At 65.4% G+C, this 22,168-nt stretch carries 20 protein-coding genes; 12 read left to right on the forward strand and 8 right to left on the reverse strand.

The window, feature by feature from the left end; all coding sequences use genetic code 11:
* Positions 1 to 3: 3 nt before the first annotated feature.
* Both AC1DDG_RS13495 and AC1DDG_RS13500 read right to left on the reverse strand, forming a co-directional pair.
* Complete coding sequence (locus tag AC1DDG_RS13495; protein WP_476876438.1) at positions 4 to 2,229, reverse strand: M1 family metallopeptidase; 2,226 nt, start codon at positions 2,227 to 2,229, stop codon at positions 4 to 6.
* Between the two features lie 195 nt (positions 2,230 to 2,424).
* Complete coding sequence (locus AC1DDG_RS13500; RefSeq protein WP_476876439.1) at positions 2,425 to 3,777, reverse strand: DUF445 domain-containing protein; 1,353 nt, start codon at positions 3,775 to 3,777, stop codon at positions 2,425 to 2,427.
* A gap of 50 nt (positions 3,778 to 3,827) precedes the next feature.
* Here AC1DDG_RS13500 and AC1DDG_RS13505 point away from each other — a divergent pair, with 50 nt between their 5' ends.
* The 4 genes from AC1DDG_RS13505 (at position 3,828) to AC1DDG_RS13520 (ending at position 6,216) form a co-directional block, all read left to right on the forward strand.
* A complete protein-coding gene (locus AC1DDG_RS13505) occupies positions 3,828 to 4,703 on the forward strand; it encodes a glycerophosphodiester phosphodiesterase (protein WP_476876440.1) in 876 nt (291 codons plus the stop codon).
* 41 nt (positions 4,704 to 4,744) lie between these two features.
* On the forward strand, positions 4,745 to 5,521 hold the full coding sequence (locus tag AC1DDG_RS13510) for an AzlC family ABC transporter permease (protein ID WP_476876441.1): 777 nt from the start codon (positions 4,745 to 4,747) through the stop codon (positions 5,519 to 5,521).
* Complete coding sequence (locus tag AC1DDG_RS13515; RefSeq protein WP_476876442.1) at positions 5,518 to 5,829, forward strand: AzlD domain-containing protein; 312 nt, start codon at positions 5,518 to 5,520, stop codon at positions 5,827 to 5,829. The genes AC1DDG_RS13510 and AC1DDG_RS13515 overlap by 4 nt, the downstream gene beginning before the upstream one ends.
* Before the next feature lie 102 nt (positions 5,830 to 5,931).
* On the forward strand, positions 5,932 to 6,216 hold the full coding sequence (locus tag AC1DDG_RS13520) for a hypothetical protein (protein ID WP_476876443.1): 285 nt from the start codon (positions 5,932 to 5,934) through the stop codon (positions 6,214 to 6,216).
* A 94-nt stretch (positions 6,217 to 6,310) separates the two neighbouring features.
* Here the strand turns inward: AC1DDG_RS13520 and AC1DDG_RS13525 are convergent, their stop codons facing one another.
* Both AC1DDG_RS13525 and AC1DDG_RS13530 read right to left on the reverse strand, forming a co-directional pair.
* On the reverse strand, positions 6,311 to 6,535 hold the full coding sequence (locus tag AC1DDG_RS13525) for a hypothetical protein (RefSeq protein ID WP_476876444.1): 225 nt from the start codon (positions 6,533 to 6,535) through the stop codon (positions 6,311 to 6,313).
* Between the two features lie 192 nt (positions 6,536 to 6,727).
* Positions 6,728 to 7,348 (reverse strand): TetR/AcrR family transcriptional regulator, encoded by a 621-nt coding sequence (locus AC1DDG_RS13530; protein ID WP_230120048.1) that lies wholly within the window; start codon positions 7,346 to 7,348, stop codon positions 6,728 to 6,730.
* Between the two features lie 111 nt (positions 7,349 to 7,459).
* Between AC1DDG_RS13530 and AC1DDG_RS13535 the strand changes: the two genes are divergently transcribed.
* Positions 7,460 to 7,792 (forward strand): thiamine-binding protein, encoded by a 333-nt coding sequence (locus tag AC1DDG_RS13535; protein ID WP_230120047.1) that lies wholly within the window; start codon positions 7,460 to 7,462, stop codon positions 7,790 to 7,792.
* 87 nt (positions 7,793 to 7,879) lie between these two features.
* Positions 7,880 to 8,557 (forward strand): O-methyltransferase, encoded by a 678-nt coding sequence (locus AC1DDG_RS13540; RefSeq protein ID WP_476876445.1) that lies wholly within the window; start codon positions 7,880 to 7,882, stop codon positions 8,555 to 8,557.
* 84 nt (positions 8,558 to 8,641) lie between these two features.
* On the opposite strand, the gene AC1DDG_RS13545 is transcribed toward AC1DDG_RS13540, so the two are convergent.
* Positions 8,642 to 10,846: an FG-GAP repeat domain-containing protein gene (locus AC1DDG_RS13545; RefSeq protein ID WP_476876446.1), complete on the reverse strand. Its 2,205-nt coding sequence runs from the start codon at positions 10,844 to 10,846 to the stop codon at positions 8,642 to 8,644.
* A gap of 481 nt (positions 10,847 to 11,327) precedes the next feature.
* Here AC1DDG_RS13545 and AC1DDG_RS13550 point away from each other — a divergent pair, with 481 nt between their 5' ends.
* Together AC1DDG_RS13550 and lepB are read left to right on the forward strand one after the other, a co-directional pair.
* A complete protein-coding gene (locus AC1DDG_RS13550) occupies positions 11,328 to 12,932 on the forward strand; it encodes a multicopper oxidase family protein (protein WP_476876447.1) in 1,605 nt (534 codons plus the stop codon).
* Positions 12,920 to 13,480: a signal peptidase I gene (gene lepB / locus AC1DDG_RS13555; RefSeq protein ID WP_476876448.1), complete on the forward strand. Its 561-nt coding sequence runs from the start codon at positions 12,920 to 12,922 to the stop codon at positions 13,478 to 13,480. Before AC1DDG_RS13550 ends, lepB begins: the two co-directional genes overlap by 13 nt.
* Positions 13,481 to 13,748: 268 nt before the next feature.
* On the opposite strand, the gene AC1DDG_RS13560 is transcribed toward lepB, so the two are convergent.
* Positions 13,749 to 15,812, reverse strand: a complete 2,064-nt coding sequence (locus AC1DDG_RS13560) for a hypothetical protein (RefSeq protein ID WP_476876449.1) — start codon at positions 15,810 to 15,812, stop codon at positions 13,749 to 13,751.
* Positions 15,813 to 16,036: 224 nt separating this feature from the next.
* On the opposite strand from AC1DDG_RS13560, the gene AC1DDG_RS13565 reads away from it, so the two are divergent.
* From AC1DDG_RS13565 to AC1DDG_RS13580, 4 genes are read left to right on the forward strand one after another with little or no spacing between them, the layout of a single operon-like run.
* Positions 16,037 to 16,516, forward strand: coding sequence for a Dps family protein (locus AC1DDG_RS13565; RefSeq protein ID WP_230119554.1), 480 nt, complete (start codon positions 16,037 to 16,039; stop codon positions 16,514 to 16,516).
* Between the two features lie 8 nt (positions 16,517 to 16,524).
* A complete protein-coding gene (locus AC1DDG_RS13570; RefSeq protein ID WP_476876450.1) occupies positions 16,525 to 17,658 on the forward strand; it encodes an acyl-CoA dehydrogenase family protein in 1,134 nt (377 codons plus the stop codon).
* The gene (locus tag AC1DDG_RS13575) at positions 17,652 to 19,040 is read left to right on the forward strand and encodes a PIG-L family deacetylase (protein WP_476876451.1); all 1,389 of its coding nucleotides are present in this window, start codon (positions 17,652 to 17,654) and stop codon (positions 19,038 to 19,040) included. The genes AC1DDG_RS13570 and AC1DDG_RS13575 overlap by 7 nt, the downstream gene beginning before the upstream one ends.
* The gene (locus AC1DDG_RS13580) at positions 19,030 to 19,794 is read left to right on the forward strand and encodes a glycosyltransferase family 2 protein (protein ID WP_476876452.1); all 765 of its coding nucleotides are present in this window, start codon (positions 19,030 to 19,032) and stop codon (positions 19,792 to 19,794) included. The genes AC1DDG_RS13575 and AC1DDG_RS13580 overlap by 11 nt, the downstream gene beginning before the upstream one ends.
* A gap of 70 nt (positions 19,795 to 19,864) precedes the next feature.
* On the opposite strand, the gene AC1DDG_RS13585 is transcribed toward AC1DDG_RS13580, so the two are convergent.
* Together AC1DDG_RS13585 and AC1DDG_RS13590 are read right to left on the reverse strand one after the other, a co-directional pair.
* Entirely contained in the window at positions 19,865 to 20,959 is a 1,095-nt protein-coding gene (locus AC1DDG_RS13585; RefSeq protein ID WP_476876453.1) for a YihY/virulence factor BrkB family protein, read from the reverse strand.
* Positions 20,960 to 21,097: 138 nt separating this feature from the next.
* Positions 21,098 to 22,021 (reverse strand): hypothetical protein, encoded by a 924-nt coding sequence (locus tag AC1DDG_RS13590; RefSeq protein ID WP_476876454.1) that lies wholly within the window; start codon positions 22,019 to 22,021, stop codon positions 21,098 to 21,100.
* Positions 22,022 to 22,168 lie beyond the last annotated feature (147 nt).

Genomic DNA, 22,168 nt, shown 5'->3' on the forward strand with positions numbered 1-22,168 from the left:
GCTCTATCGGGGTTTGAGTCCCGCCCCAAGCCGCTGCTCCAGTAGCCTCGCTGTCTCGGGCGTGCTTCTTGGAGGGCCGCTCTTCCGCACCACAGTGTTGAGTTCCGCAGGCTTGGTCGGCGAAAACAGCCACGTGGTGAAGAAGGCCCGCAGGTCCTGGCCGGACAGTTGCTGTGCGAGGTTCATGAAGTCCTCGCTCGAGACGTTGCCGCCGGCGTGGGACTCCGTCCATTCGCGGAGGATGTCGAAGAACACGTCGTCGCCCACCCGCGTCCGAAGTGCGTGCAGTGTCATGGCGCCGCGCGCATAGACACTGAAGTCGAACAGTGCCTTCGTTCCGGGGTCGCCGATTTTCACGGACCAGAACGGCGCTTCCGCGGGGATCGCCGTGGCGTAGAAGTCGAAGATCTGCTGCGGTGTCTCCCGTCCTTCGCTCTCGCTCCACAGCCACTCCGCGTAGGTGGCGAAACCTTCGTTCAGCCAGATGTCCCGCCACGCCCTGACAGCCACGTCATCGCCCACCCACTGGTGCGCCAGTTCATGGACCACCACCGAGTCGCCGCCCGTTGGAGTGTTGAAGAACAACTTGGAGTAGATGGGCCGGGTCTGGTTCTCCAGCGCGAAACCGAGGTTCTTCACGTCGTCCACGATGCCGCCGGCCGCAGTGAAGGGATATGGCCCCAGGAACCCGGACAGGAAGCGGATGATTTCGGGCTGCCGCTTGAAGGAGGACTGCACCTTCTGGCCCAGCGATGGAGGCCCCTCCATGCCTGCCGTCCAGTGAGTTTCGCCCGGGGGACTGTCAGCCGGCGGTCCTGAGGCCGCCCAGCCGTCCAGGAGGTTTCCGTCGTCCTCGAACGACGTGGTGCCGTCCCCGGTCGAGACGGCGACGTCGTCTACGGACACACCGTCGAACGTAATGGCAGCGTCGCTGGCGTACGCGACGGAGACTTCGACCTTCTTCCCGGCGAAGAGGGCGAGGTCGACGGCCCACTGCTCCCAGCCCGTACCTTGCCCGGTTGCCGCCCACCACTTGCCTGACGTGCCCGTGGGCCGGCAGGCCCCCTTGCCGTTATCGGTTTGATAATGGGTGAGAAACGGGTGCAGGGACAGCAGTTCCTGGCAGGCGCGGCCAGTATCCGCCGCGGTGTGTCCGTTCGCATCGGGGAGGGTGGTCCAGTCCTGGGCGCCGGCCGTGTGGGCTTCCACGAAGGTGAAGTCCCGCCCTGCCTCAATGTTCCGCCACAGCCAGAAGGAAAGCCGGGCACCGCCCGGCGGAACGCTGATGACCTTTGTCAGACGCGTGTAGGACCTGTTGCCGTTGTGCGACCACGCGAAGTTGGTTCCTGTCCGCGGAGTCACCACAGGGGTGAAGAGGTCAGGATCGATGGCGTCCACAAAGCCGATCCCGCCGTCCCGGTATTGGCGGAGGTTGAACTGGCCCACGTTGGCCGTGGCGAGGTAGGTGGCCATCGGCGCTTCAGCACGCCAGGTCCACGTTGTTTTGCCATGCTCCGATTCCTTTTCCCGGAGCACTCCGTTCGCCACGACTTCCAGCCCGTCGGGAACACTGATCCGGAAAGTGAAGGACGCCTTGTCCAGCGGGTGGTCATTCGCCGGGAACCAGGTAGCGGCCACGTGGGGCTGCCCGATCACGAGCGATCCGTCGTCGGTGTGTAAAAATCCTGAGATGCCAAACTGGTCGTTGATGGCCTTTGGAACCCCGTCATAGGTCACGACGGCTTTGAAAGCATCGTCGTCCGCTATGCCGTCCTGCGGTGTCACGGTGAGCTCGGCTCCGCTTCGGCTGAAGGCAGCGGGTTCGTCGTCCACTCTGACGGAGCGGACCGTCAGGCCGTCGAGGTCCAGATTGAAAGCGGAGAGGTTTTGCGTTGCGCGGGCGCTGATGGTGGCCGAGCCGGCGAGCAGGCCGGTGGCGGGGTCGTAGCTGAGGTTAAGCAGGTAGTTCCGGACGTCATAGCCGCCGTTGCCGTCGAGCGGAAAATAGGGATCGCCCAGGCCGGGGGAGCCGGGCGCAAAGCTGTCAACTGCAGGCGGACTTTTCGCCGCGGACGCAGATTTGACCTGGACAGTCAGCAACTGGGCTGGGAGCGCAGCGGCCAGAAGCAGTGCCGCGAGGAAAAGGCCCGTGCGGTGCAGTGGCCTTCGGTGGGCGGGACGGGCGAAGGCGGGCCGGACCGCCGTCGGTTCTTTTGGGTTGGGACTCATGGCACCTCGTTCGGAACTCCACGATGGCAACGCCGCAGTGCCGGATCAGGGCCCGCGCCGCGACGGAACCGTAGGAGCCGGCAGGAGACCAAGGGTGCGTTGTAGACACCAAGGTGGCCTCGGCCGCCCCTCCTGTCAAGAGTCCCGCTATTTCCCGGCGCTGAGTAGCGGGCTGCGGTTCACGATGGCCGAACGTCAGCCGAACGCCAGGTGTGCCACCGCGAAGATGGCCAGGCCGGCCAGGGAGCCCACCACAGTGCCGTTGATCCGGATGAACTGCAGGTCCTTGCCCACCTGGAGTTCGATCTTCTGCGACGTCTCTTCGGCATCCCAGCGCGCCACGGTATCGGTGATTACCCCGGCGATGTCGGACCGGTAAGTCCGGACCAGGTAGCCCGCGGCGTCGCCGATCCAGGCGTTGACCTTGCCGGCGAGTTCGTCATCGTTGACCAGGCGTGTCCCGAAGTCGCGGACGGCCGCCTTGAACTTCACCGTCAGTTCACTGTCGGGATCGTCGACGGCGGTGAGCAGCGCACCCTTGATGGTCGCCCAGGTCCGCGAGGCCAGTTCACGAACCTCCGGATCTCCGAGGACCTGTGCCTTAATGCCCTCGGCGCGGGCGATCATGGCCGGATCATACTGGAGGTCCTGCGCAAGGTCCGTGAGGTATTTGTCGATGGACAGACGCACCTGGTGCTGTGGATCGGACTGAACAGCCTGTGCGAACTTCAGGATCTCAACGTAGACCTTGTCTCCCACGATCCCGTCCACGAAGCTGGGCACCCATTGCGGTGATCGGTCGGTGACGAGGCGGCTGACCGTCTCGTGATTGGTCGTCACCCAGTCCGCCGCCCGGTCCACCAGCAGGTCAACAAGCTTGTGGTGGTGACCTTCAGCGAAGATACGCTCGGCCATCCGTCCCACCGGAGGTCCCCACGGCGGAGCAAGCAGATGCTTGCGAACCATGCCCTCGATGACTGCCTGGACGTCGTCGTCATTCAACACCTTGAAGGCGCCGCGGATAACAGCGGCGCCCTCCTTGGCGACGCGTTCGGCGCCGCCCGGTCCGGACAGCCACTGGCCCACCTTGCCCGAAATGTTGATGCTGGCAAGTTTGTCCTGGACCACCTGTTCGGAGAGAAAATTGGTCTCCACGAACTCACCGAGCGACGCCCCGATCTGGTCCTTGCGCCGCGGAATGATGGCGGTATGCGGAATCTTCAGGCCCATGGGGTACTTGAACAGGGCTGTTACTGCGAACCAGTCCGCGAGGGCACCTACCATGCCGCCTTCGGCCGCGGCCCGGACATATTCGAGCCAGGGGTACTGCTTCTGCAGGGCAAACGCGAAGACGAACACAACTGCCATGGCGATCAGCAGGGCGAGGGCCACGAGCTTCATTTTCCGCAGGGCGGCCGCCTTTTCAGCGTCACCTGCAGCGAGCGGGTTCGGGGCGACGGCGGGACCCGCCTGGGCCGGACGGCCCTGAACGGGAGGGCCGGCGGGAGGAGGGGCCGGCTGCGTGGTTGGCTCAGAGTTCACCTGCATGTGCCCAGCCTAGCCCCGCTTCCCGGTCTGTCGTCGGCTAACGTGTCAGCATGACAACCGACGAGTCAGTTCCAGCCCGTCCCTTGGTCTACGCCCACCGTGGTGCCAGCGCTGACTTCGCGGAGCACACCCGAGCTGCGTATCTCCGCGCATTGGCCGACGGGGCGGACGGCGTGGAATGCGATGTGCAGCTGAGCCGGGACCAACATGTGGTTCTGCTGCATGATGCCAACCTGGACCGCACCTCGGACGGCACCGGCCCGGTGGCCGAAAGGACGATTGACGAACTGCGGCTGTTGGATTTCTCGTCATGGAAGGGTGTCCGTATTCCCGAGGCCTACGGGGCGCGCTCGGAGCAGTTCCTGACCCTTCCCGATTTGCTGGACCTTCTCCGGGAATCCGGGCGGGAAATCGGCCTCGCGATCGAACTGAAACACCCCAGCCCGTACCAGCTGAAACTCGAGGACCGGGTGCTGGAAGTCCTGAGGGCGGAGGGATGGGACCCGCGGACGTCCAGGCTGGGCAATATCCGGGTCACATTCATGAGCTTCAGCCCGGACTCCGTGCGTCATCTGTGCAAGACGGTTCCCGCTGAATTCATCTGCCAGCTGGTGGACGACATCAACGTCGCGGAAATCCGGGAAGAACTCGGCCTTGGTCCGCTGACCGGCGGCGCAGTGGCGAACGTTATGAAGGCCGCCCAGCTGGAGGGCGAACGGATCCTCAACGACTGCGAAGTGGGCATGGCCGGGCCCGGCATCGACTACGTGCGCGAGCATTCCCGCACAGTCCGGCGCTGGCTGGATTCGGGCCGCAGGTTCAGGGTCTGGACTGTGGACGCCACGAACGACGTAGCTTTGTGCCAGGGGCTGGGGATCCACGAGATCACCACCAACAAACCTGCCCACGTACTCGCCCAGCTGTAGCCGGCTTCGCCCGGGCGCCACCGCTGTGATTGAGTGGTGCCATGCCCATCACATGGCCGGCCCGGCTCCTGCAATCTCCGGCTGTTCGGGTAGGCCTGTCCATCAGTGTGGCCACAGGCCTGTACGGTGTGTCATTCGGCGCCCTTTCCGTAACTTCCGGCCTAGACTTCTGGCAGACGATGGCCCTGAGCCTGCTGCTGTTCAGCGGTGGATCGCAGTTCGCGTTCATCGGAGTGGTTGCCGGCGGCGGGTCCGGGCTGGCAGCCATGGGGGCCGCGACGCTGCTGGGGATGCGTAACGGAATCTACGGCATGCAGCTCAACGTACTGCTGCACCCGAAGGGATGGCGCAAGTACGCCGCCGCCCAACTGACCATCGACGAATCCACGGCTACGAGCACGGGCCAGACCGATCCCGCCGAACAGCACCGTGGATTCTGGACCGCGGGAATCGGCGTCTTTGTGCTCTGGAATATTTTCACCGCCGTGGGTGCCCTCGCCGGGGGTGCGCTGGGCGATCCAAAGCAGTGGGGGCTCGACGGTGCTGCGGTGGCAGCCTTCCTTGGCCTGCTCTGGCCCCGGCTGAAGGGCAGGGAACCGGTTGCCATCGCCGTCGTCTGCGCGCTGGCCACCGTGCTGGCGGTGCCGTTCGTTCCTGCCGGCGTGCCCATCCTGATAGCTGCGGTAGTGGCGGCCCTCATCGGATGGTTCAGCCACGGATCCAAGGATGAAGGGCTGGAACCCGACATCGATCCTTATACCGGGCGCCGCCATGGCCCGCACCGGGAATCCGGAACGGCCCCCGGGGGTGCGGCATGAATCTGTGGGTATGGCTGCTCCTGTCGTGCCTTTTCGCGTATGCCTGGAAGCTGCTGGGCTACTTGGTGCCGGCTTCGCTCCTGCAGAATCCCCGGATGTCGCGGGTCGCCGGAACAATGACCATCGGGCTGCTGGCCTCGCTGACGGTCGTCAACGCTGTGGCGTCAGGCCAGTCGCTGGTCCTCGATGCCCGGCTCGGTGCGCTGGCCGCGGCCGCAGTTGCGCTCCTCTTCCGCGCCCCCTTCCTGGTGGTAGTCCTGGCCGGGGCAGGGGCAGCAGCCCTGCTGCGGCTGGCGGGCTGGAACTGAAATGGCGGCCTGCCCCGGCATTGACGTGTCAGGCTGGGTGTGAATGAGTAGACCGTAGAGTGACGCTCAATGTTGTTGAATTTCGGAGAGGACGGACCGACCATGAATGACGAATCAGCCCAGGAGGAAACAGCCTCCACCAGAGAAGTCTCGGAGAAATCGGGAGCCCCCTACATTGAGGTGAGCGGCTCCCAGGCCACCAGGGAGCTCCGCGATACGTCCCGCCGCCGCCGCGAGGCGGAGGAAAAGCTGCAGCAGCATCTGATTGAGGCGAAAGAGCACGCCCATGAGGCAGAGCAGGCCCATGAGGCGGAGCAGGCTCATGAGGCGGAGCAGGCCCACGGGAAGGCGCAACGGCCAGCCGAGGATACGGGTGACGATTCCTAGACGCAGGCCAGGCGCAAGCCGCCACGGACGTGCGCCCCTGCCGAGGTGCGCCCCTGCCAGGTGATCAGGCGGCAGCGAGATCCGGCAGCAGCGATCAGGCGGCGCCGTAAGCATCAGGAGAATCGGGCAACGAGCGCCGGGCCAGTTCTTCGCTGGCAAGGTCGTACCAGTCTTGGGCGCCGAGCACTGGTTTAGGGGTGTCCAGGTTCCGGTACAGCGCGTCCACGATGATGCCGAGCTCCTCGGTGGACGCGGATGTCAGGGTGACTTCCGGGTCGCCGGTGTGCTTCATGAATTGGGCAAGTTGTGAGCGGTTCATGATGACGCTGCCAGCCAGACATGTTCACACGTGAAGAGTGCCATTGTTCGCTCCATGAAGGAATGTACCGAGGCTGGCTGCCTAACCACTGGTCTGATCAGCTTACTGTGCCAGCCACTTCAGCGGAATATCCGGCGCAGCTCTACAGCATCGGACGTGGCCCCGCGGGAACGCCAAAAGCCGAGCCTCCGCCTACTCGAACTGCGTGCCCGGGAGCGGCACCTGGGGCGGCAGTGGCCGGCCCGGCCGTTCCGATCGGATGGCGTCCTCGACCAGGGCGGCCGGCCGGCGCCAGGCATCGGAGCCCGGTTCCATAGTGTCCACCACACCGATCAGCATGGCGAGCAGACGCACCATGTCCGTCAGCGAGATGTCCACCCGGAGGGTGCCCTGTCCCTGTCCCCGGCCCAGGAGCACGCCCACGGATTCGATCAGGCTGCCAGTGATGCCGGTCAGCAGGTCACGACGCCCGGCCACTGCACCAAGCAGATTGGCGTTCTCACTTGCGGCGGCCATGATGGCGTCGATCACGCGGAAAAGGCCCTCGGCAGCATCCTGCCCCGCCAGTGCGACGTCAATGACCGGATCAACGGTGAGACGGAGCTGGCGGTTCAGTGCTGCCAGGACCAGCTGTTCCTTGTCTGAAAAGTTCCGGAAGAGCGTCGCGGGACCCACACCGGCAGTGGCGGCGATCGTCTGCAGGGGAACATCCGGGCCGTAGTCGCGGAAGCATTCACGGGCTGCATTAATGATCTTGTCCACATTGCGCGCAGCGTCGGCACGGAGGGGCTTGCGCTCTACTGCGAGGTTCATATCTAAAAGGTTAGCAACGCAGTCTCCCGCCGACTTCGTTACCGATTGGTAGCCTCGAATATGACGCAGGACACCCCGCCGGCGAGGTTCCCGACGTGCCAGACTGGACCCATGTTGCTTGCATTCTCAGTTGCCCCGTCCGGAACTCCTGCCGATCCGACGCACCAGCGCGGGGCCGCGGACGCCTCGGTGCACGACGCCGTAGCCGCCGCAGTCAAAATCGTCAGGGAATCGGGACTCCCCAATCAGACGGACTCCATGTTCACCACAATTGAAGGTGAATGGGATGAGGTGTTCGCGGTCGTAAAGCGCGCCACCGAGGAAGTAGGAAAGTACGGCAGCAGAGTCTCGCTGGTGATCAAGGCCGACATCCGGCCAGGCTTCTCCGGCGAACTGACAGCCAAGGTGGAGAGGCTGGAAAACGTCATCGCCGGGGACTCCTGACCCGGCCCGGCCGCTGACCGGCCCTGACAGGTTCACGGCCCCGGACGGCCCTAGCCGGGCTTGTCCTGTTACTGCGAGACTGGGGCCATGTTTGAGCATAAGCCGCAGCCCGGGTGGGTGGCCGTAGAAGAGTTCCTGTCCGCCGCCGTCGTTCATCCCGACGGAGCGCTGAAGCGCGCGGTGCAGTCCGCCGTCGAGGCCGGGATGCCGCCGATCGAGGTGACCTCGAACGCCGGGAAGCTGCTGAAGCTGCTGGTCATGAGTTGCGGCGCCCGCCGCGTCCTGGAGATCGGCACCCTGGCAGGTTTCAGCACCATCTGGATGGCCCAGGGGCTTCCCGACGACGGGCGGCTGGTGACGTGTGAATACCTCCCCAGACATGCTGAGGTTGCCCGCGCGAACGTGGACGCCGCGGGCGTCGGCCACAAGGTGGACATCCGCACGGGCGCCGCCCTCGAGACGCTTGCTGTCCTGGAGGCAGAAGGAGGAGGCCCTTTCGACTTCGTCTTCATCGATGCGGACAAGGAGAACAATCCGCACTACCTCGACTGGGCCATCCGCCTTGGCCGGCCGGGAACCACCATCGTGATGGACAACGTGGTCTGGGAGGGCGCAGTGCTGGATCCCTCCATGGACGAGATCAACGCCCCCGGCATCCTCGGTGCGCTGAAAATGATGGGCGAGGACAGCCGGCTGGATGCCACAGTTATCCAGACGGTGGGCTCCAAAGGCTGGGACGGATTCGCGCTGGCGGTAGTCCGCTAGAACCAAATGCAAGCATTGAGCAAAACCAAAGGCACCGCCCGCGTACTGGGTGTACGCGGGCGGTGCCTTGGTTGAAGTAGGGAACTACACGATGGCGTTCATGGAGCTCCAGCCAGTGCCGATCAGGGACTTTCCGAGGAAACCGGTTGATCCGTTGCCACGATAGAGGAGCATGTTTCCGCGGGAGTCGCGGGCCGTCAGGTCGGCCTTGCGGTCTCCGTTGAAGTCACCGGGAGCTACGATGCTGAGGCCGTTCCAGCCGGCACCGATCAGGACCCTTGCGAGGAACCCGCCGGAACCGTCGCCACGGTAGAGCCAGAGGTTTCCGGCGCCGTCGCGGGCTACCAGGTCCGCCTTGGCGTCACTGTTGAAGTCGCCGGGAGCCACGATGGCGTTCATCCCGTTCCAGCCGGCGCCGATCTGCATCCGCCCGGTGAAGCCGCCGGTTCCGTTGCCGAGGTAGGCGAACAGGTTGCCACTGGCGTCGCGGACGGTCAGGTCCGGCTTCCGGTCTCCGTTGAAGTCACCGGGAGCGGTGAGGCTGTTGAAAGAGTTCCAGCCGGTTCCGATCTGGACCTTGGTGGAGAAGCCTCCGGCACCGTTGCCCTTGTAGAGATACAGCAGGCCGGTGGAGGTCCTGGCTACGATGTCGGCTTTACGGTCACCGTTGAAGTCGCCGGTGCTGACGATGGCCGTCATCGAATTCCAGCCGGCGCCGATCTTGGTCTTCGCCAGGAAACCGCCGGTTCCGTTGCCGCGGTAGAGCCAGAGGACACCGGCGGAATCGCGGGACACGACGTCCGCCTTGCCGTCGCTGTTGAAGTCCTGCAGCTTGGTCGTTGGTGCGGTGACAGTCGTGCCGATCTGCACGGTGCGGTTGGCCATTGCGCTGACGTTGCCGGCAGCGTCGGTGGCCCGGACGTTGAAGACGTACGTTCCGTTGACCTGCGCATCCCATGTCTTTGGTGAGGCGCAGGTGGGATCCCAGGTTGCGTTGCTGGGCAGCAGTTGGCATTCGAACCGGGCCCCGGCCTCACCCGTGAAGCTCAACGTGGGCGTGCTGTCCAGGCTGGGCGAGGACGGGAACGGTGCGGTCACCGAGACGGCGGGCGCCGCGGTGTCCACGGTGAAGGTGAGCTTCGCCGAGGTCAGGAACTGTGGCTGCGTGGGATCGGCGGCGAAGGCCGGATTGGTGATGCGGGCCTGCACACTGTGAACGCCCTGGGTCAGTGCGGTCAGCGTGGCGGAGTAGCTGGAGCCGGTGAGCGTTGTGGCCCGGGGGGCACCGGTGTCGACAATCAGCTGCACGGGTCCCGCAGCGCCTGCCGGAAGGGTGCCGGTGATGGTCGGTGTGGTGATCCGCGTGATGTTGTCGGTCGTGGAACGGCCGCTGTCGCTGGCCGTTGCCAGGTCAGGCGTGGAGGGACCGCCGTCGGACCCGTCGGCGACAAGCCCCTGGACGGTGAAAGTGTTCACCGTGAGGGTGTTGACCCCGGGGCCGCCGGCGTTGGGACCCGTGATGGTGACAGCATTGGTCCCTGACGGGGCGCCGGTTACTGGCCTTGCTGTGTTGATGTCGCCGAGAGTTCCCGGAGCTGCTCCGACCTGGCGGAGGAAGGTTGCGGTGGTGCCGGTGGCGTAGTTACCGAGGAAGGCCGCGCCTACTCCGGCCCAGTCGCAGGGCACTGTGGCCGAGGGAGCGCAGACGCCGGCGTCGATGGTTTGCTTGATCCGGCCGCCTACCTTTGGGTCCGGTTCGGCAACGAATGTGTTGATGCCGTACGGGTGTGTAATCGTGTAGCTTGCGCCGGGAGTGAGGTTATCGACTATGAACCGCAGCCGGCCGAAGCCCATCTGCTCTCCCGGTTGCACGGGACCGTTGGTGTGGGCTCCTTCAAGTGCCGCCTCATAAGTGCTGAGATTGCCGCCCGTCGCGGAGGCTTGGAACCAGAAGGCTTCTTCCGGGAAGTTGTCCGGATAGGATGCCGGTGAGTTCGGGTCGGGCGGCTCGGAGAGGCAGCCCTTGCCGGCCTCGTAGCAGAGCTGCAGCTTGACCGATCCGTCCGAATACCAGGTGGGAAAGCCGTTGGCGGGATCCACCGGCCCCATGCCGGCGGTCTCGGCGCTGGCCGGAAGGGCGCCCAGCGGCGCGAGGGCCGCGGCCAGCAAGGCGCCGGCGGCAACGGGGGCAATGCGGGCAGTTGCGGTGGTGGCGGACCGGCGGTGGGCTGGCCCTGAACGGTGTGCTCCGTCGGGCATCTTGGGCCTCATTACGGCGTGCGAGAACATGGTGACTCCTTATGGACACTCGATTTATGGCCCCCAGTACCAACAAGGCCAGATCGGGAGGTGCATTCCCAACCACCGCCAGAATGGCGCACCCACCTTGGATTAACGTCGGACAAAACCGATGGTGAAAATGGGCGGCTCCAGCACCGAGGGGAAGGGCGGCCGGCTCGGGCGCCGCAGGGGATACGGTGCCCGGTCCGGCAGCCCTGGTCCCTGTCCGCGCAGGTCAAGCTCCGGTTTTGGACCTGCTTCAGCCTGCCTGCCGGGACTTGGGAATTTCCCGCTGGGCCGCGCCCCGGATGGGCCCACCCGCCGCCCCCGCAAGGGGCCCGCGCCCGGCGTGAGGGGTTAGACCATCGATTTGAGGGGGCCCAAATAGGGGTGGGCGGACCTTGTTTGTTACCCGGGAGTCACTTGTTCGGACCTTTTCCCAAGAATCGCCCGGCATGCTCGGAGCAATCATTCGAAAGGAGCCCTGGCAATGACCGTGTCAAGACGACAAGTCCTGCTGCTGGGTGGATTAGGTGCCCTGGGGGCTGGCGCGCTTTCGTTTCCGTCCCGCGAAGTGGAAGCCAAGTCGGCCAGTCGCCTCAGCAGTGCAGAAATGCCCAAGCCGTTCCAGTCAGCCTTTGTCCAGCCCCCGGTCCTCCAGCCGGACCGGGTGGGAGTGGACCCCGCCGACGGCGGGCCTGTGAACTACTACACCCTGACTCAAAAAGCGGCCATGGCCTCGATTTTGCCGCGGCTTAAGACTCCGATCCTGGGGTACAACGGCATCTTTCCCGGACCCACCATCAGCCTCGACCAGGGCACCAAGGCCGTGCTGCGTGTCCGCAACCAGCTGCCGGCAACGCACCCCAACGATGGCCACGTGCTGGCAACGTCGGTCCACCTGCACGGATCGGCTTCGCTGCCGCAGTATGACGGGTACGCCAGCGACATTACCCACCCCGGATTTTTCAAGGACTACAACTACCCCAACTTCCAGCCTGCCCGGACTCTCTGGTACCACGACCACGGTGTCCACTTCACGGCCCAGAACGCCTACTCGGGGCTGGCGGCCCAGTACCACATGCACGATCCGGTTGAGCGAAAGCTCCTGCCGCAGGGCAAATACGATGTGCCGCTGGTAATTTCCGACGCGATGTTCGCGGCCAACGGCGCCCTGGGCTATGACGACAACACGCACTCGGGCTTGTGGGGGGACGTCATCCTGGTCAACGGCAAGCCGTGGCCGGTCATGAAGGTCCAAAAGCGGATCTACCGCTTCCGCATCCTGAACTGCAGCATCTCCCGTTCGCTCAAGCTCACGCTCAGCACGGGAGATCCCCTGGTGGTCGTGGCCACCGACGGCGGCCTGATGCCCAAGCCGCAGAGCGTGGCCAACTACCGGCACGCGGGCGCGGAACGGTATGAGGTCCTGATTGACTTCCGCAAATACAAGACCGGCCAGCGGATTGAACTGCGGAACCTGTCCAACAAGAACAACGTGGATTACGACTTCACGAACAAGGTCATGGCCTTCGACGTCACCGACGAGCCCGTCAACACCGCCGACGCCACCTGGAACACCATGCCCACGCTGCTGGCTCCGGGCAATGAGGTCATGGCCCTGACCGAGAAGCAGGCAAAAAAGGTCCGGCGCTTCAGGGTCAAGCGGAACGACACCACCAACATGTGGACCATCGATGACACCAGTTGGCAGGACGTCATCGCGAGCGGCTACAAGAAGGTTTCCGCGGAAGTGGACCTTGACGCCGTCGAGATCTGGGAGTTTGAGAACAAGTCGGGAGGCTGGTTCCATCCGGTCCATATCCACCTTGTTGACTTCAAAATCCTGAGCCGCAACGGCAAGGCCCCGTTCCCGCAGGAACTCGGTCCCAAGGATGTGGTCTATGTGGGCGAAGGCGAGACGGTCCGGCTCCTCATGAAGTTCGGTCCGCACAAGGGCCGGTACATGGTGCACTGCCATAACCTTCCGCACGAGGACCACGACATGATGGTCCAGTTCCGCGTCGGGCTGAAGGAAGACGACTACGATCCCTGCGACCCCATGACGGCGGCACTTCCACAATGGGACGCCTAGCCCCCCTGCCAGTAGCAAGAACCGAAAGCCCTGCCGGAGTTTCCCGGCAGGGCTTTCGGGGGAAGAAAACCACGACGGCGGCCGTGCTGGCCGCCGGTTTGCTCGCCACCCGGCTGTGGGTGCTTGAGCCCATGACGGTGAGCTCCGAAAGCATGGAACCGGCGGTGCCCCGGGGCTCCACGATCCTGCTGTACAAAGCCGGACCGGCCCTCGGCGGTCTTACAGCCGGTTCTCTCGTAGTCTTCACCAGCCCCGAGGACGGACATCCGGCGCTCAAGCGTGCCATCGCTTTTCAAGGCCAGACCGTTGCCATCGAAGACTCCGTCCTCGTCGTGGACGGCGTGCCGCAGCCTGAGCCGGGAATCGACCACAGCCGGATTGACGGCACGTATTTCGGTCCGGTCACCGTACCTGCGGGCCACCTCTTCGTCCTCGGCGACAACAGGTCCGGCTCCATCGACTCACGCATCTACGGCAGCGTCCCGCTGGAGAACGTGCAGGCGACCGTGCTGTGGCCGCCCGTGCTGTGGCCGCCGTCGGGTCGTTAGGCGTCCTGCCGGGCCGGCGGAAGCGGCAACAGGCACAATGGGTCGACAGACGTAGGGTCGACAGATATAGGAGGCGGTCCCGGGCAGCAGTTCACAGAGCCCGGGCCGCTTTCCTATGTTGTCGGTGGGTCAGGGTTGTCGTTAAGTCAGGGTTCTTGGTCTGCCAAGGGTTGTTCGACTGCCAGGCCCGTCCCGGCACAGCAACAGGGCCCCGTCCGCGGTGCGGACGGGGCCCTGGATTGTGCGCTGACGTGTCAGCCGGTGCGGATCAACGGGTGGCGATGGCTGACGTTGCCGTGCCTCCCCGAGTGGACTGGACCATGACCCTGGTGATCTGCCTGGTCGGTCCGGGCTTGGCCTTGTAGGACCAGGCGCCGAGGGTGTCGACCTGTGCGGTGCCGATCTTCACCGCGGTACCGCTGGTCATGTCGTAGATCACAACCGACGTGGCCGGGGTCAGAACGCCGGTGCTCCCCGCCAGGGCGGATGTGCCGGTGATCCGGAGCTCGGTGCCAATGCGATGGCGGGAGCCTGCATCGATTGCCACATCGTCGGTCTGGATGGTCAGCGCAACGGTTGTCTCGCTCGTGCTGCCGTCCAGGGCGGTCACGACCAGCTTGATATGGGCAGGTCCTGCGACTGCTGCCGGCACCGGAGCAGTGTCCGTGGTCTTGGCGTAGAACGGAACCGCAACGGTCGGCTTGGCCGTGGTGTCGCCGGCCAGCGTCACGGCCGGTCCGTCCACCTGCGACCACTTGTAGCTGACGCCCCCGGTTGATGTGCTGCCGTCAAGCTGGACACTTGCGCCGCGGGCTACCGTAGCTGATGCCGGCGTCGCCGCTGCCTTCAGCGTGGTTGGCGTGGTAGTGCCGCCGCCTGGCGGGGTGGTGCCGCCGCCCGGTGGTGTGGTGGTGCCGCCGCCTGGTGGCGTGGTGCCGGTCCCTGTGTCAACTACGGGACCGGGATCGGGTGTTGGGCTCAGCGGGGGAAGTCCTGCCTGGGTGGCAGTGCCGCCTGAGACGCTCACCGCAAGGGATGCCGTGTCCCCGGCGGCGTTCTTCACCGTTACCTTGGCGGGTGGCGCATTGAGGGTCCAGGAGCCCTGGGCTGGCGCGCCGGCAGCTGCGGGGTTGACCAAAGGTCCGACTCCGACGACTTCCAGTGGGTCGCCTGAACTGGAGAGGGCTGCTACGTTGAGCTTCGCCCCGTCAAAGGTGGCGCTCGTGACCGTGATGCTACTGGGCTTGGTCACGGAAATGGTGCCGCTGCTGGCGGGCTTGTCGGCGATGTTGGTGATCTTGACCGATGTTGGTGCGGTTCCGGTGAACGGGATCCGGGCGTAGAAGCGGCCGGAGTCCGCATCCGTGGCCATCGGCGTGAGAGCGAATTTCCCTGCCTGTGCCTCGACCTGCAGCTGGGCCGCGGGCTTGCTGCTGGCGAAGATATCGATCATGTTCCCGTTGACCACGGCAGAATCGGCGCTCACGCCGCTGTTGGTTGCAATCTTTCCCTGGAGGGTGAACTGATTGGTTGACAGGTTGAGTCCGCCGCCGCTGACGGAGAACGTGTTACGAAGGCCGCCTGTCACCGTGTGGTCCTGGTTCGGATCCCCAAGGTACCCGGCAGGTGCAGCCGGGGCGGTGGCCGGATCCCATTTGAGGAAGGGGCCGATGTTGCTCTTAAGTGCTGTGGTGAAGTTGCCCACGGCGGGGGAGATGTCCTCCACGAGCCTGCCGGCTCCCGTGCCGTCAGTGTCGACTGTGATGGTCCCGTAGGGATGCTGGAAGGTCAGGGTGGCATTTGCGGGACCGCCCTTCACCACAATCCTCTGACGGCCGAAGACCATCTGGTCGCCGTCCGTGACCGTGTTGGCGAACGCGGCCTCCAGGCCGAGCACCAAGGTGGCCTTTCCGCCGCCGGGAAGGTCAAGGCCGGAGCTGGCGAGCATGTAGAACGCTTCTTGGGGGAAGTTGTCAGGGAACGAAATGGGCGCTGTGTCATTGGGGATGTCGCCAGGCAGGAAGCCGCACAGCGGGTTTTCCGCGTCGAGGCAGAGCTCTACGCGTGTTCCCGACCGGTCCTCGTACCAGGAGGGGAAGCCGTTCTCGGCATTGACCGGACCGACTGAAACAAGTTTGTTGGTGGCCAGATTTTGTTCGGTCACCTGGGTCGCGGCCACGGCCGAGGTGACGCCTGTCACCGACAGCAGGACAGTTGCCGCGGCCGCGATGGTCCGCCGGCCGCCAAACCGCCCGGCAATCGGGCCGGCAAACGGTGGAGAGAATCGCGGATTCAGCTGATGGACTGAGCCATTGGGTGGGTTGGTTGCCATTGGTATATCTCCTCAGGTATGGCGCTGATGGCAACCAATAAACGTTGCCCGAGTTGTGAAAACCTTTGGCAACGTTGGAATCGGTGGGAGTCCGAGAACGGCGGCACCCCCCGGCCCCTGGAAGGCAGGACGCCGTGCCCGCACCCACCGGAAGATAAGTATGCTTGGAATCATCTTGGCCGGCCGCTCGGGGCCGGTGCCGGGCAACAGCAGCGGAGGAAGAAATGAAAGCGTCCCAGACCCTGGCCAGCAACCTGCAGAAGGTCCTCACCGACCTGATCGAACTCCATGTGCAGGGGAAGCAGGCGCACTGGAACCTGGTGGGAACCAACTTCCGGGACCTGCATCTGCAGCTGGACGAAATCATCGCCAGTGCACGGTTGTTCGCGGACCAGACGGCGGAACGCATGCGTGCCCTGCACGCCCTTCCGGACGGCAGAAGCTCGACAGTTTCAGCGGACACCAGGCTGGAACAGTTCCCCGGCGGCCTGACTTCCACGAAGGACACGGTCAAGCTCATCACCGCGCGGCTGGAGCAGACCGTCAAGACCATGCGGGACGTCCATGACGAGGTGGACGAAGAAGACCCCACCAGCGCCGACCTGTTGCACGCGGCCATCACGCGGCTGGAGCAGCTGGCATGGATGGTGAACGCGGAAATCATGACCCCCACGGCGTCGGTGACCTCACCGGCGGGAGACTGAGCAGCCTGATGAGCCCGCCGCACCGCCGCTGGCAGGCCGTCCGCATCAGCTCAACGCCGGAGCAGCTCGGCGAACTTGCTCCCGCCCTCGAGTCAGTTGCGGCCGCCGTAGGGGACGTTCCCGCACTCCTGGCTGCAGCCCAGGAGGCCGGCCGGACCGCGCCGAAGCCGGGCGACGGAGGTACAGCCAGGCTGTGGGAACTGTTGGCTTCCGTTGCCTCCATCGACGTGGCGGCAGGCCGAATCCTTGAACCGCACCTGGACGCCGGCGCCATCCTTGCGCAGGCAGGAAAGGCCGGTTCCTTCACCGGAACCTGGGGTGTCTTTGCTGCCGAAGGCGCCGGCACGCGGCTGAACGCGGAGTCCGGAGACACGCGGGGAGAGATGAACCTCACCGGGTCCAAGCCATGGTGCTCGCTGGCACAATTCGTGGACCACGCCGTGGTCACCGCGCACACTCCTGATGGCGGCCGCGGTGCCTTTGCCGTTGACCTCAGGGATGCCGGCGTGACCTGCGCCGACCCGGAATGGACCAGCCTGGGCCTGAGGGAAATTCCCAGCGGCACTGTCCATTTCGACCGAGTGGCCGGAGTGCCGCTTGGCGACGAGGGGTGGTACTTCCAGCGGCCGGGCTTCGCCTGGGGCGGCATGGGCGTGGCGGCATGCTGGCTGGGGGGTGCAGTAGCGGTGGGCAGGTACTTTAAGGCCGCCCTGATTGGGGGGACCCAGTCCCAACGTCAGCCCGATCAGGTGGCCCTCGCCAGCCTTGGCGAGGTGGACCGTATCCTCACGTCAGCGATCGGGGATCTCGCCAGGACCGCTGAGCTGATCGACCGCGGCCTGCTGGGCAGCGCGGGGAAGCGTGGAGCCAGCGAGTCTCCTGAACCGTCGCCGGAGGAGCTTGGGGCCGGTCAGGAGCCCGGTGCGTGGAGCGAGGCGCTCCGCGTCCGCGGAACTGTTGCTGCCGCCGTCGAACGCGTCCAGCTCCTGGTGAGCCAAAACCTGGGGCCGGGGCCGCTGGCCTTCGACGAACGGTACGGCAAGTGCATGGCGGACCTGTCGCTGTACGTCCGCCAGCATCACGCGATGCGGGATGACGCCCAGCTCGGTGCGCTGACCCTGAAGGGGGATCACGAGTGGTGACCTTTGCCCACACGGACAGCGGCACGGATGAGGCTGACTGGGCGGCAAGCGGGCTCGCGTGCCTGGGCGAACTTCCGCTGGATTCCGGCGAGCTGGCTGATATGACGTTCATCCTGCTCGCTGCCCATCCCGATGACGAATCGCTCGGTGCGGGCGGCCTCCTTTCCCGGCTGGCCGGGGCCGGTGCCGACGTGGAGGTGCTGCTGTGCTCGGCGGGGGAGGCCTCCCACCCGGGCTCTCCGACCACAACGCCGGAGCAGCTTGCGGCCGTCCGGCTGGCCGAGTTTGCGGCTGCCATGTCCGGGCTCGGCTTGGCCGGGCGCTGGCAGTTCCTGGAGCTGGGGGACGGCAAACTCGCCCAGGACCGCGCGGTGATCGCGCGGCACCTGGCGGAGGCCGTTGGCCGTCACCCCGGACCTCCGGAGCGGCTGGCGCTGGTTGCCCCTTACCGCGGCGACGGGCACATCGACCACGACACGTTGGGGGCTGTTGCAGCGGAGGTCGCGGCGGCCGGCGGCCACGGGCTGCTGGAATACCCCATCTGGTACTGGCTCTGGGCGGCGCCGGAGCACCAGGCCTGGCAGAACTGGCTGCGACTTCCGCTGAGCGACGGCGAGCAGCGGGCAAAGCGTGACGCCATGCGGTCCCACTCCTCGCAGGTCCAGCCACTGTCGGAGCGCCGCGGCGACGAAGTGCTCCTCACGGACCAGTTCCTTGGCCACTTTGAGCGGGCCTTCGAGATATTTGCCTGGCAGCCCCCGGTCTCCGGAAGGCGGGGCGCCGCGGACGCTGAGGGCATCTTTGATGCCGTGCACCTCGGGACGGCGGACCCATGGGGGTACGAGGACAGCTGGTATGAGCAGCGCAAGCGCGCCTTGACGCTTGCGGCGCTGCCGGAGCCAAAGTACGACGCCGGGCTGGAAATCGGCTGCTCGATCGGCACCCTGAGTGCCGAACTGGTACAGCGGTGCGGGCGGTTCCTGGCCGTCGACGCCAGCAGCGCAGCGCTGGTGCGGGCGGCACGGCGGCTGGCACCCTTCGCCGGCGCGGAGGCGCGGCACCTGACGCTTCCGCAGCAATGGCCGGACGGCAACTTCGACCTGATTGTGGTCTCGGAGGTGGGCTACTACCTAACAACCGCCGAACTCGGGGAGCTTTTCGGGCGCATCGCTGTGGCGCTGGCGCCCGGCGGAACGCTGCTGCTTTGCCACTGGCGGCACCCGGTTTCCGGCTGGGAGCTCGACGGCGACGCCGTCCACGCACTGGCCAGGGACCGCTTGCGCTGGCCAACCGCAGGACTCTACCGGGAGCGCGATTTCGTGCTGGAGGCGTTCCTCGCGCCGGTGATTCAGCAGGACCCGGAGCCGGCGCATGGCACCTGAGTCAATCCGTTCGCAGGCCCGTCCCCTGATCCGCCGGGTTGAGGTGGTCATGCCGGCGCACGACGAGGAGCGCCACTTGAAGCAGGCACTTGACGCACTCCGGGCGGCGGTGGAGGCCGTCATGCAGCGGAAGCCGGCCACCGTCGTCGGGATTACCGTTGTGCTGGACCACTGCACCGATGGGTCGGCCGAGATCGTGGCCCGTTTTGCCAGCCTGGACCACCGGATCACGATGATGCATCAGCGGTTCCACAACGCAGGCGCAAGCAGGTCCGCCGGAATTTCGGCGGCGCTGCGCGGCTGCCAGTCAGAACTGGCGGGCACCTGGCTCGCCAGCACCGATGCTGACTCGTGCGTCCCCGAGAGCTGGCTGTGGCGCCAGCTCGAATTCGCCGACGCCGGCTGGGACGTGGTGCTGGGCTCCGTGGAACCTGACCCCGGGGACGTGGACCCGGAGGTCCTCCGGCGGTGGCGGGTCAGGCACCCGTTTGAGGAAGACCACCCTCACATTTACGGTGCAAATCTGGGTGTCCGGGCTTCGTCCTACCTGCTGGCCGGTGGATTTCCGGAACTGCGCTCCGCGGAAGACAAGGTACTCGTGGACCGGCTGCGGCGCCGTGGGTGTGCCGTCGTGGCAACGGACAGCACACGCGTGCTCACCTCGGGGCGGACCTCCGCCCGTGCGCCGCACGGATTTGGTGCCTACCTGCGGGCGCTCGGGGTGGAGACCGCCGCCGCCCTGCGCAGCGGCTAGCCAACAGGCCCGGGAGCGGCTGCCGCCGCCCCCCGCTTCCCCTGAAGTTCTTCCGCTGAAGGCGGGTGCGTCACTTGGTGTCGGCGCGGTCCTGCCCGTTCTGCTGGTCGGCGTGCTTCTCGCGAAGCTCCCGCCCGTGCCGGATGTCTTCCTCCTCCTGCTCCTGGAGCTTGTCGCTCTTCTTTGTGTCACGGGGCGGCAGTTGGATGGTTTCCTCCGCCTCGATGCCGGCCTGTAGCTGCCGGCCGCGTTCCATCTCGGCGTCGAACTCGGCGCCGAACAGCAGCGACATGTTAAGGATCCAGAGCCACAGCAGCATGACGATCACGCCGCCGATTGCGCCGTACGTCTTGTTGTAATTGGAGAAGTTGGCCACGTAGAACGCAAATCCCACCGAGGCCAGCACGAACGCGATCAGGGCGATGAGGGAGCCGATGCTCATCCAGCGGATCTTCGGCTGCCTGACGTTCGGGGTGGCGTAGTAGAGGATGGCGATGACAACGATGACGAGCAGGATGATGACCGGCCATTTGGCAATGTTCCAGACGGCAAGGAATACGCCGCCGAGCCCTAGGACACCGCCCACAGCTTCCGCGACCGGGCCGCTGATCACCAGCATCGCCGCGAGCAGTGCAACAATGACCACCGAAAGGAAGGTCACGCCTAGCATGGTTCCGCGGAGCTTGACGAAGCCGCGGCCTTCATCGATTTCGTAAATCCGGTTCATGGCTCTTCCGAAAGCGCCCACGTAGCCCGAAGCGGACCACAGCGCTGTTGCGAGGCCGATGATCAGGGTGAAGCCGGCGGCCGGCGAGCTGGTCAGTTCCTGAATGGGCTCACGGATCATGTCCACGGTGGAGCCGGGCGCGATGCCCTGCACAATGTCCAGGAGGGCCGCTGTTGTTTTTTCCGCCTGGCCGAAGATGCCGAGCAGCGAAACCAGCGCCAGCAGCGCCGGGAAAAGCGACAGAACGGCGTAGTACGTGAGTCCCGCGGCGAGGTCCGGGCACTGGTCCTTGCTGAACTCCCGGAGCGTCTTCTTGGCGATGTACTTCCAGGAGGGCTTGGTGACATCGGTTGGGCTGTCCGGCTTGCGGGCGTCATCAGGGGCGGGCGCCGTGGACGCCTTGGCTGTACTGGTTTCCGGGGCTTCGTTCGTGGCCATGGGACCATCCTTTCGGGCACTTTGCGGCCGGCAAGATCCGGTATTGGAGTATTTGCCGCCTGCAGTCAACTGGGTCAGGCTTGGTGGACGTTGGCCTTGGCTTCTGCGTTCCGTGGTAGACCACTCACCATCGGCCGCCTACGTGGGATTGGATCGATCGCGCGTTAGCGGGTCGCTCCCCAGTGGCTCGTCGGCAAGGTCTTTGCCGGCCAGAGGATCGACCGCAATCTGTGTACTGGACCGCGGATCCTCGGCCAGTTGGGGTGAATTCAATGGGCTGGGCATGTGGGTTACGGCCGGGGACTGGGCCATTCCGGAGAGCCCGGCGGTGGCGGCGTCGGGACCCGGAAGATTCACAGCGGGTGGCGGTACAGCGGTACCGGCTGCGGGAACGAAGCTTCCGGACGCGGCCTCGGCTCCAGGCAGGTCCACCGCGGGTGGCGGTATGGCGGTGCCGGCCGCGGGAACGAAGCCTTCGGGAGCCTCAGGTGCCCCGGCGCTTAGGCCACGCGCGAGCCTTCCCGCGACCACACCCGCACCGGCTGCCAGCAGGAGAAAGGTGCCTGGACGCTTCCGGGCGAACGACTTTGCTTCATCGAGAACTGACCCCGGGTCCCTGCCGTCCAGCCAGGATGCTACTGCCGAGGAGCGTTCAGCGGCTTCCCTCACCAGATCAGAGGCAACCCCCGGCTGATCGGATGCCATCGCCATCGCCTGCAGCTCCTCCGAAAGGGTTCGAAGGCCTGATGCTGCTTTTTGCTGCTGGCTGACGGCCTGGCCGGTCAGCTCGGATTTGGCCTGGTGAAGCAAATCCCGGGCGTTGGACTGTGCTTCGGCTGCGACATGGGCAGCCTCGGTCTTCGCCGACTCGGATACGGTCCGGGCAGAATCCGCAGCCATCCGGGCGACGCCCGCCGCCTCCTCCTTGGCTGGTTCCTTTTTCGAGGATGCCGTGCCCTGTTCGCCCCCACGGGGCTGGCCGGCGAGGTGTTGCGGGGCCGCGTGCTGCGCGGCCGCGGTTTCAGGATCGCTCCCGTCCTGAGGCCATTGGCTTTCTGTCATCATCGCTCTCTTTCAAAGAAGGTGGGCTGCTGATCACAACCGGCTTTACTGGCGGTAAAATAGTAAGCATGATTACTATCAGATAGTAAGTACCCCGATTGCCGCTAGTTCAATCGGCCGCGATCTGAGGCCTGCAAGACGGCCTTC

The organism is Arthrobacter sp. 10L430, assembly GCF_056395245.1.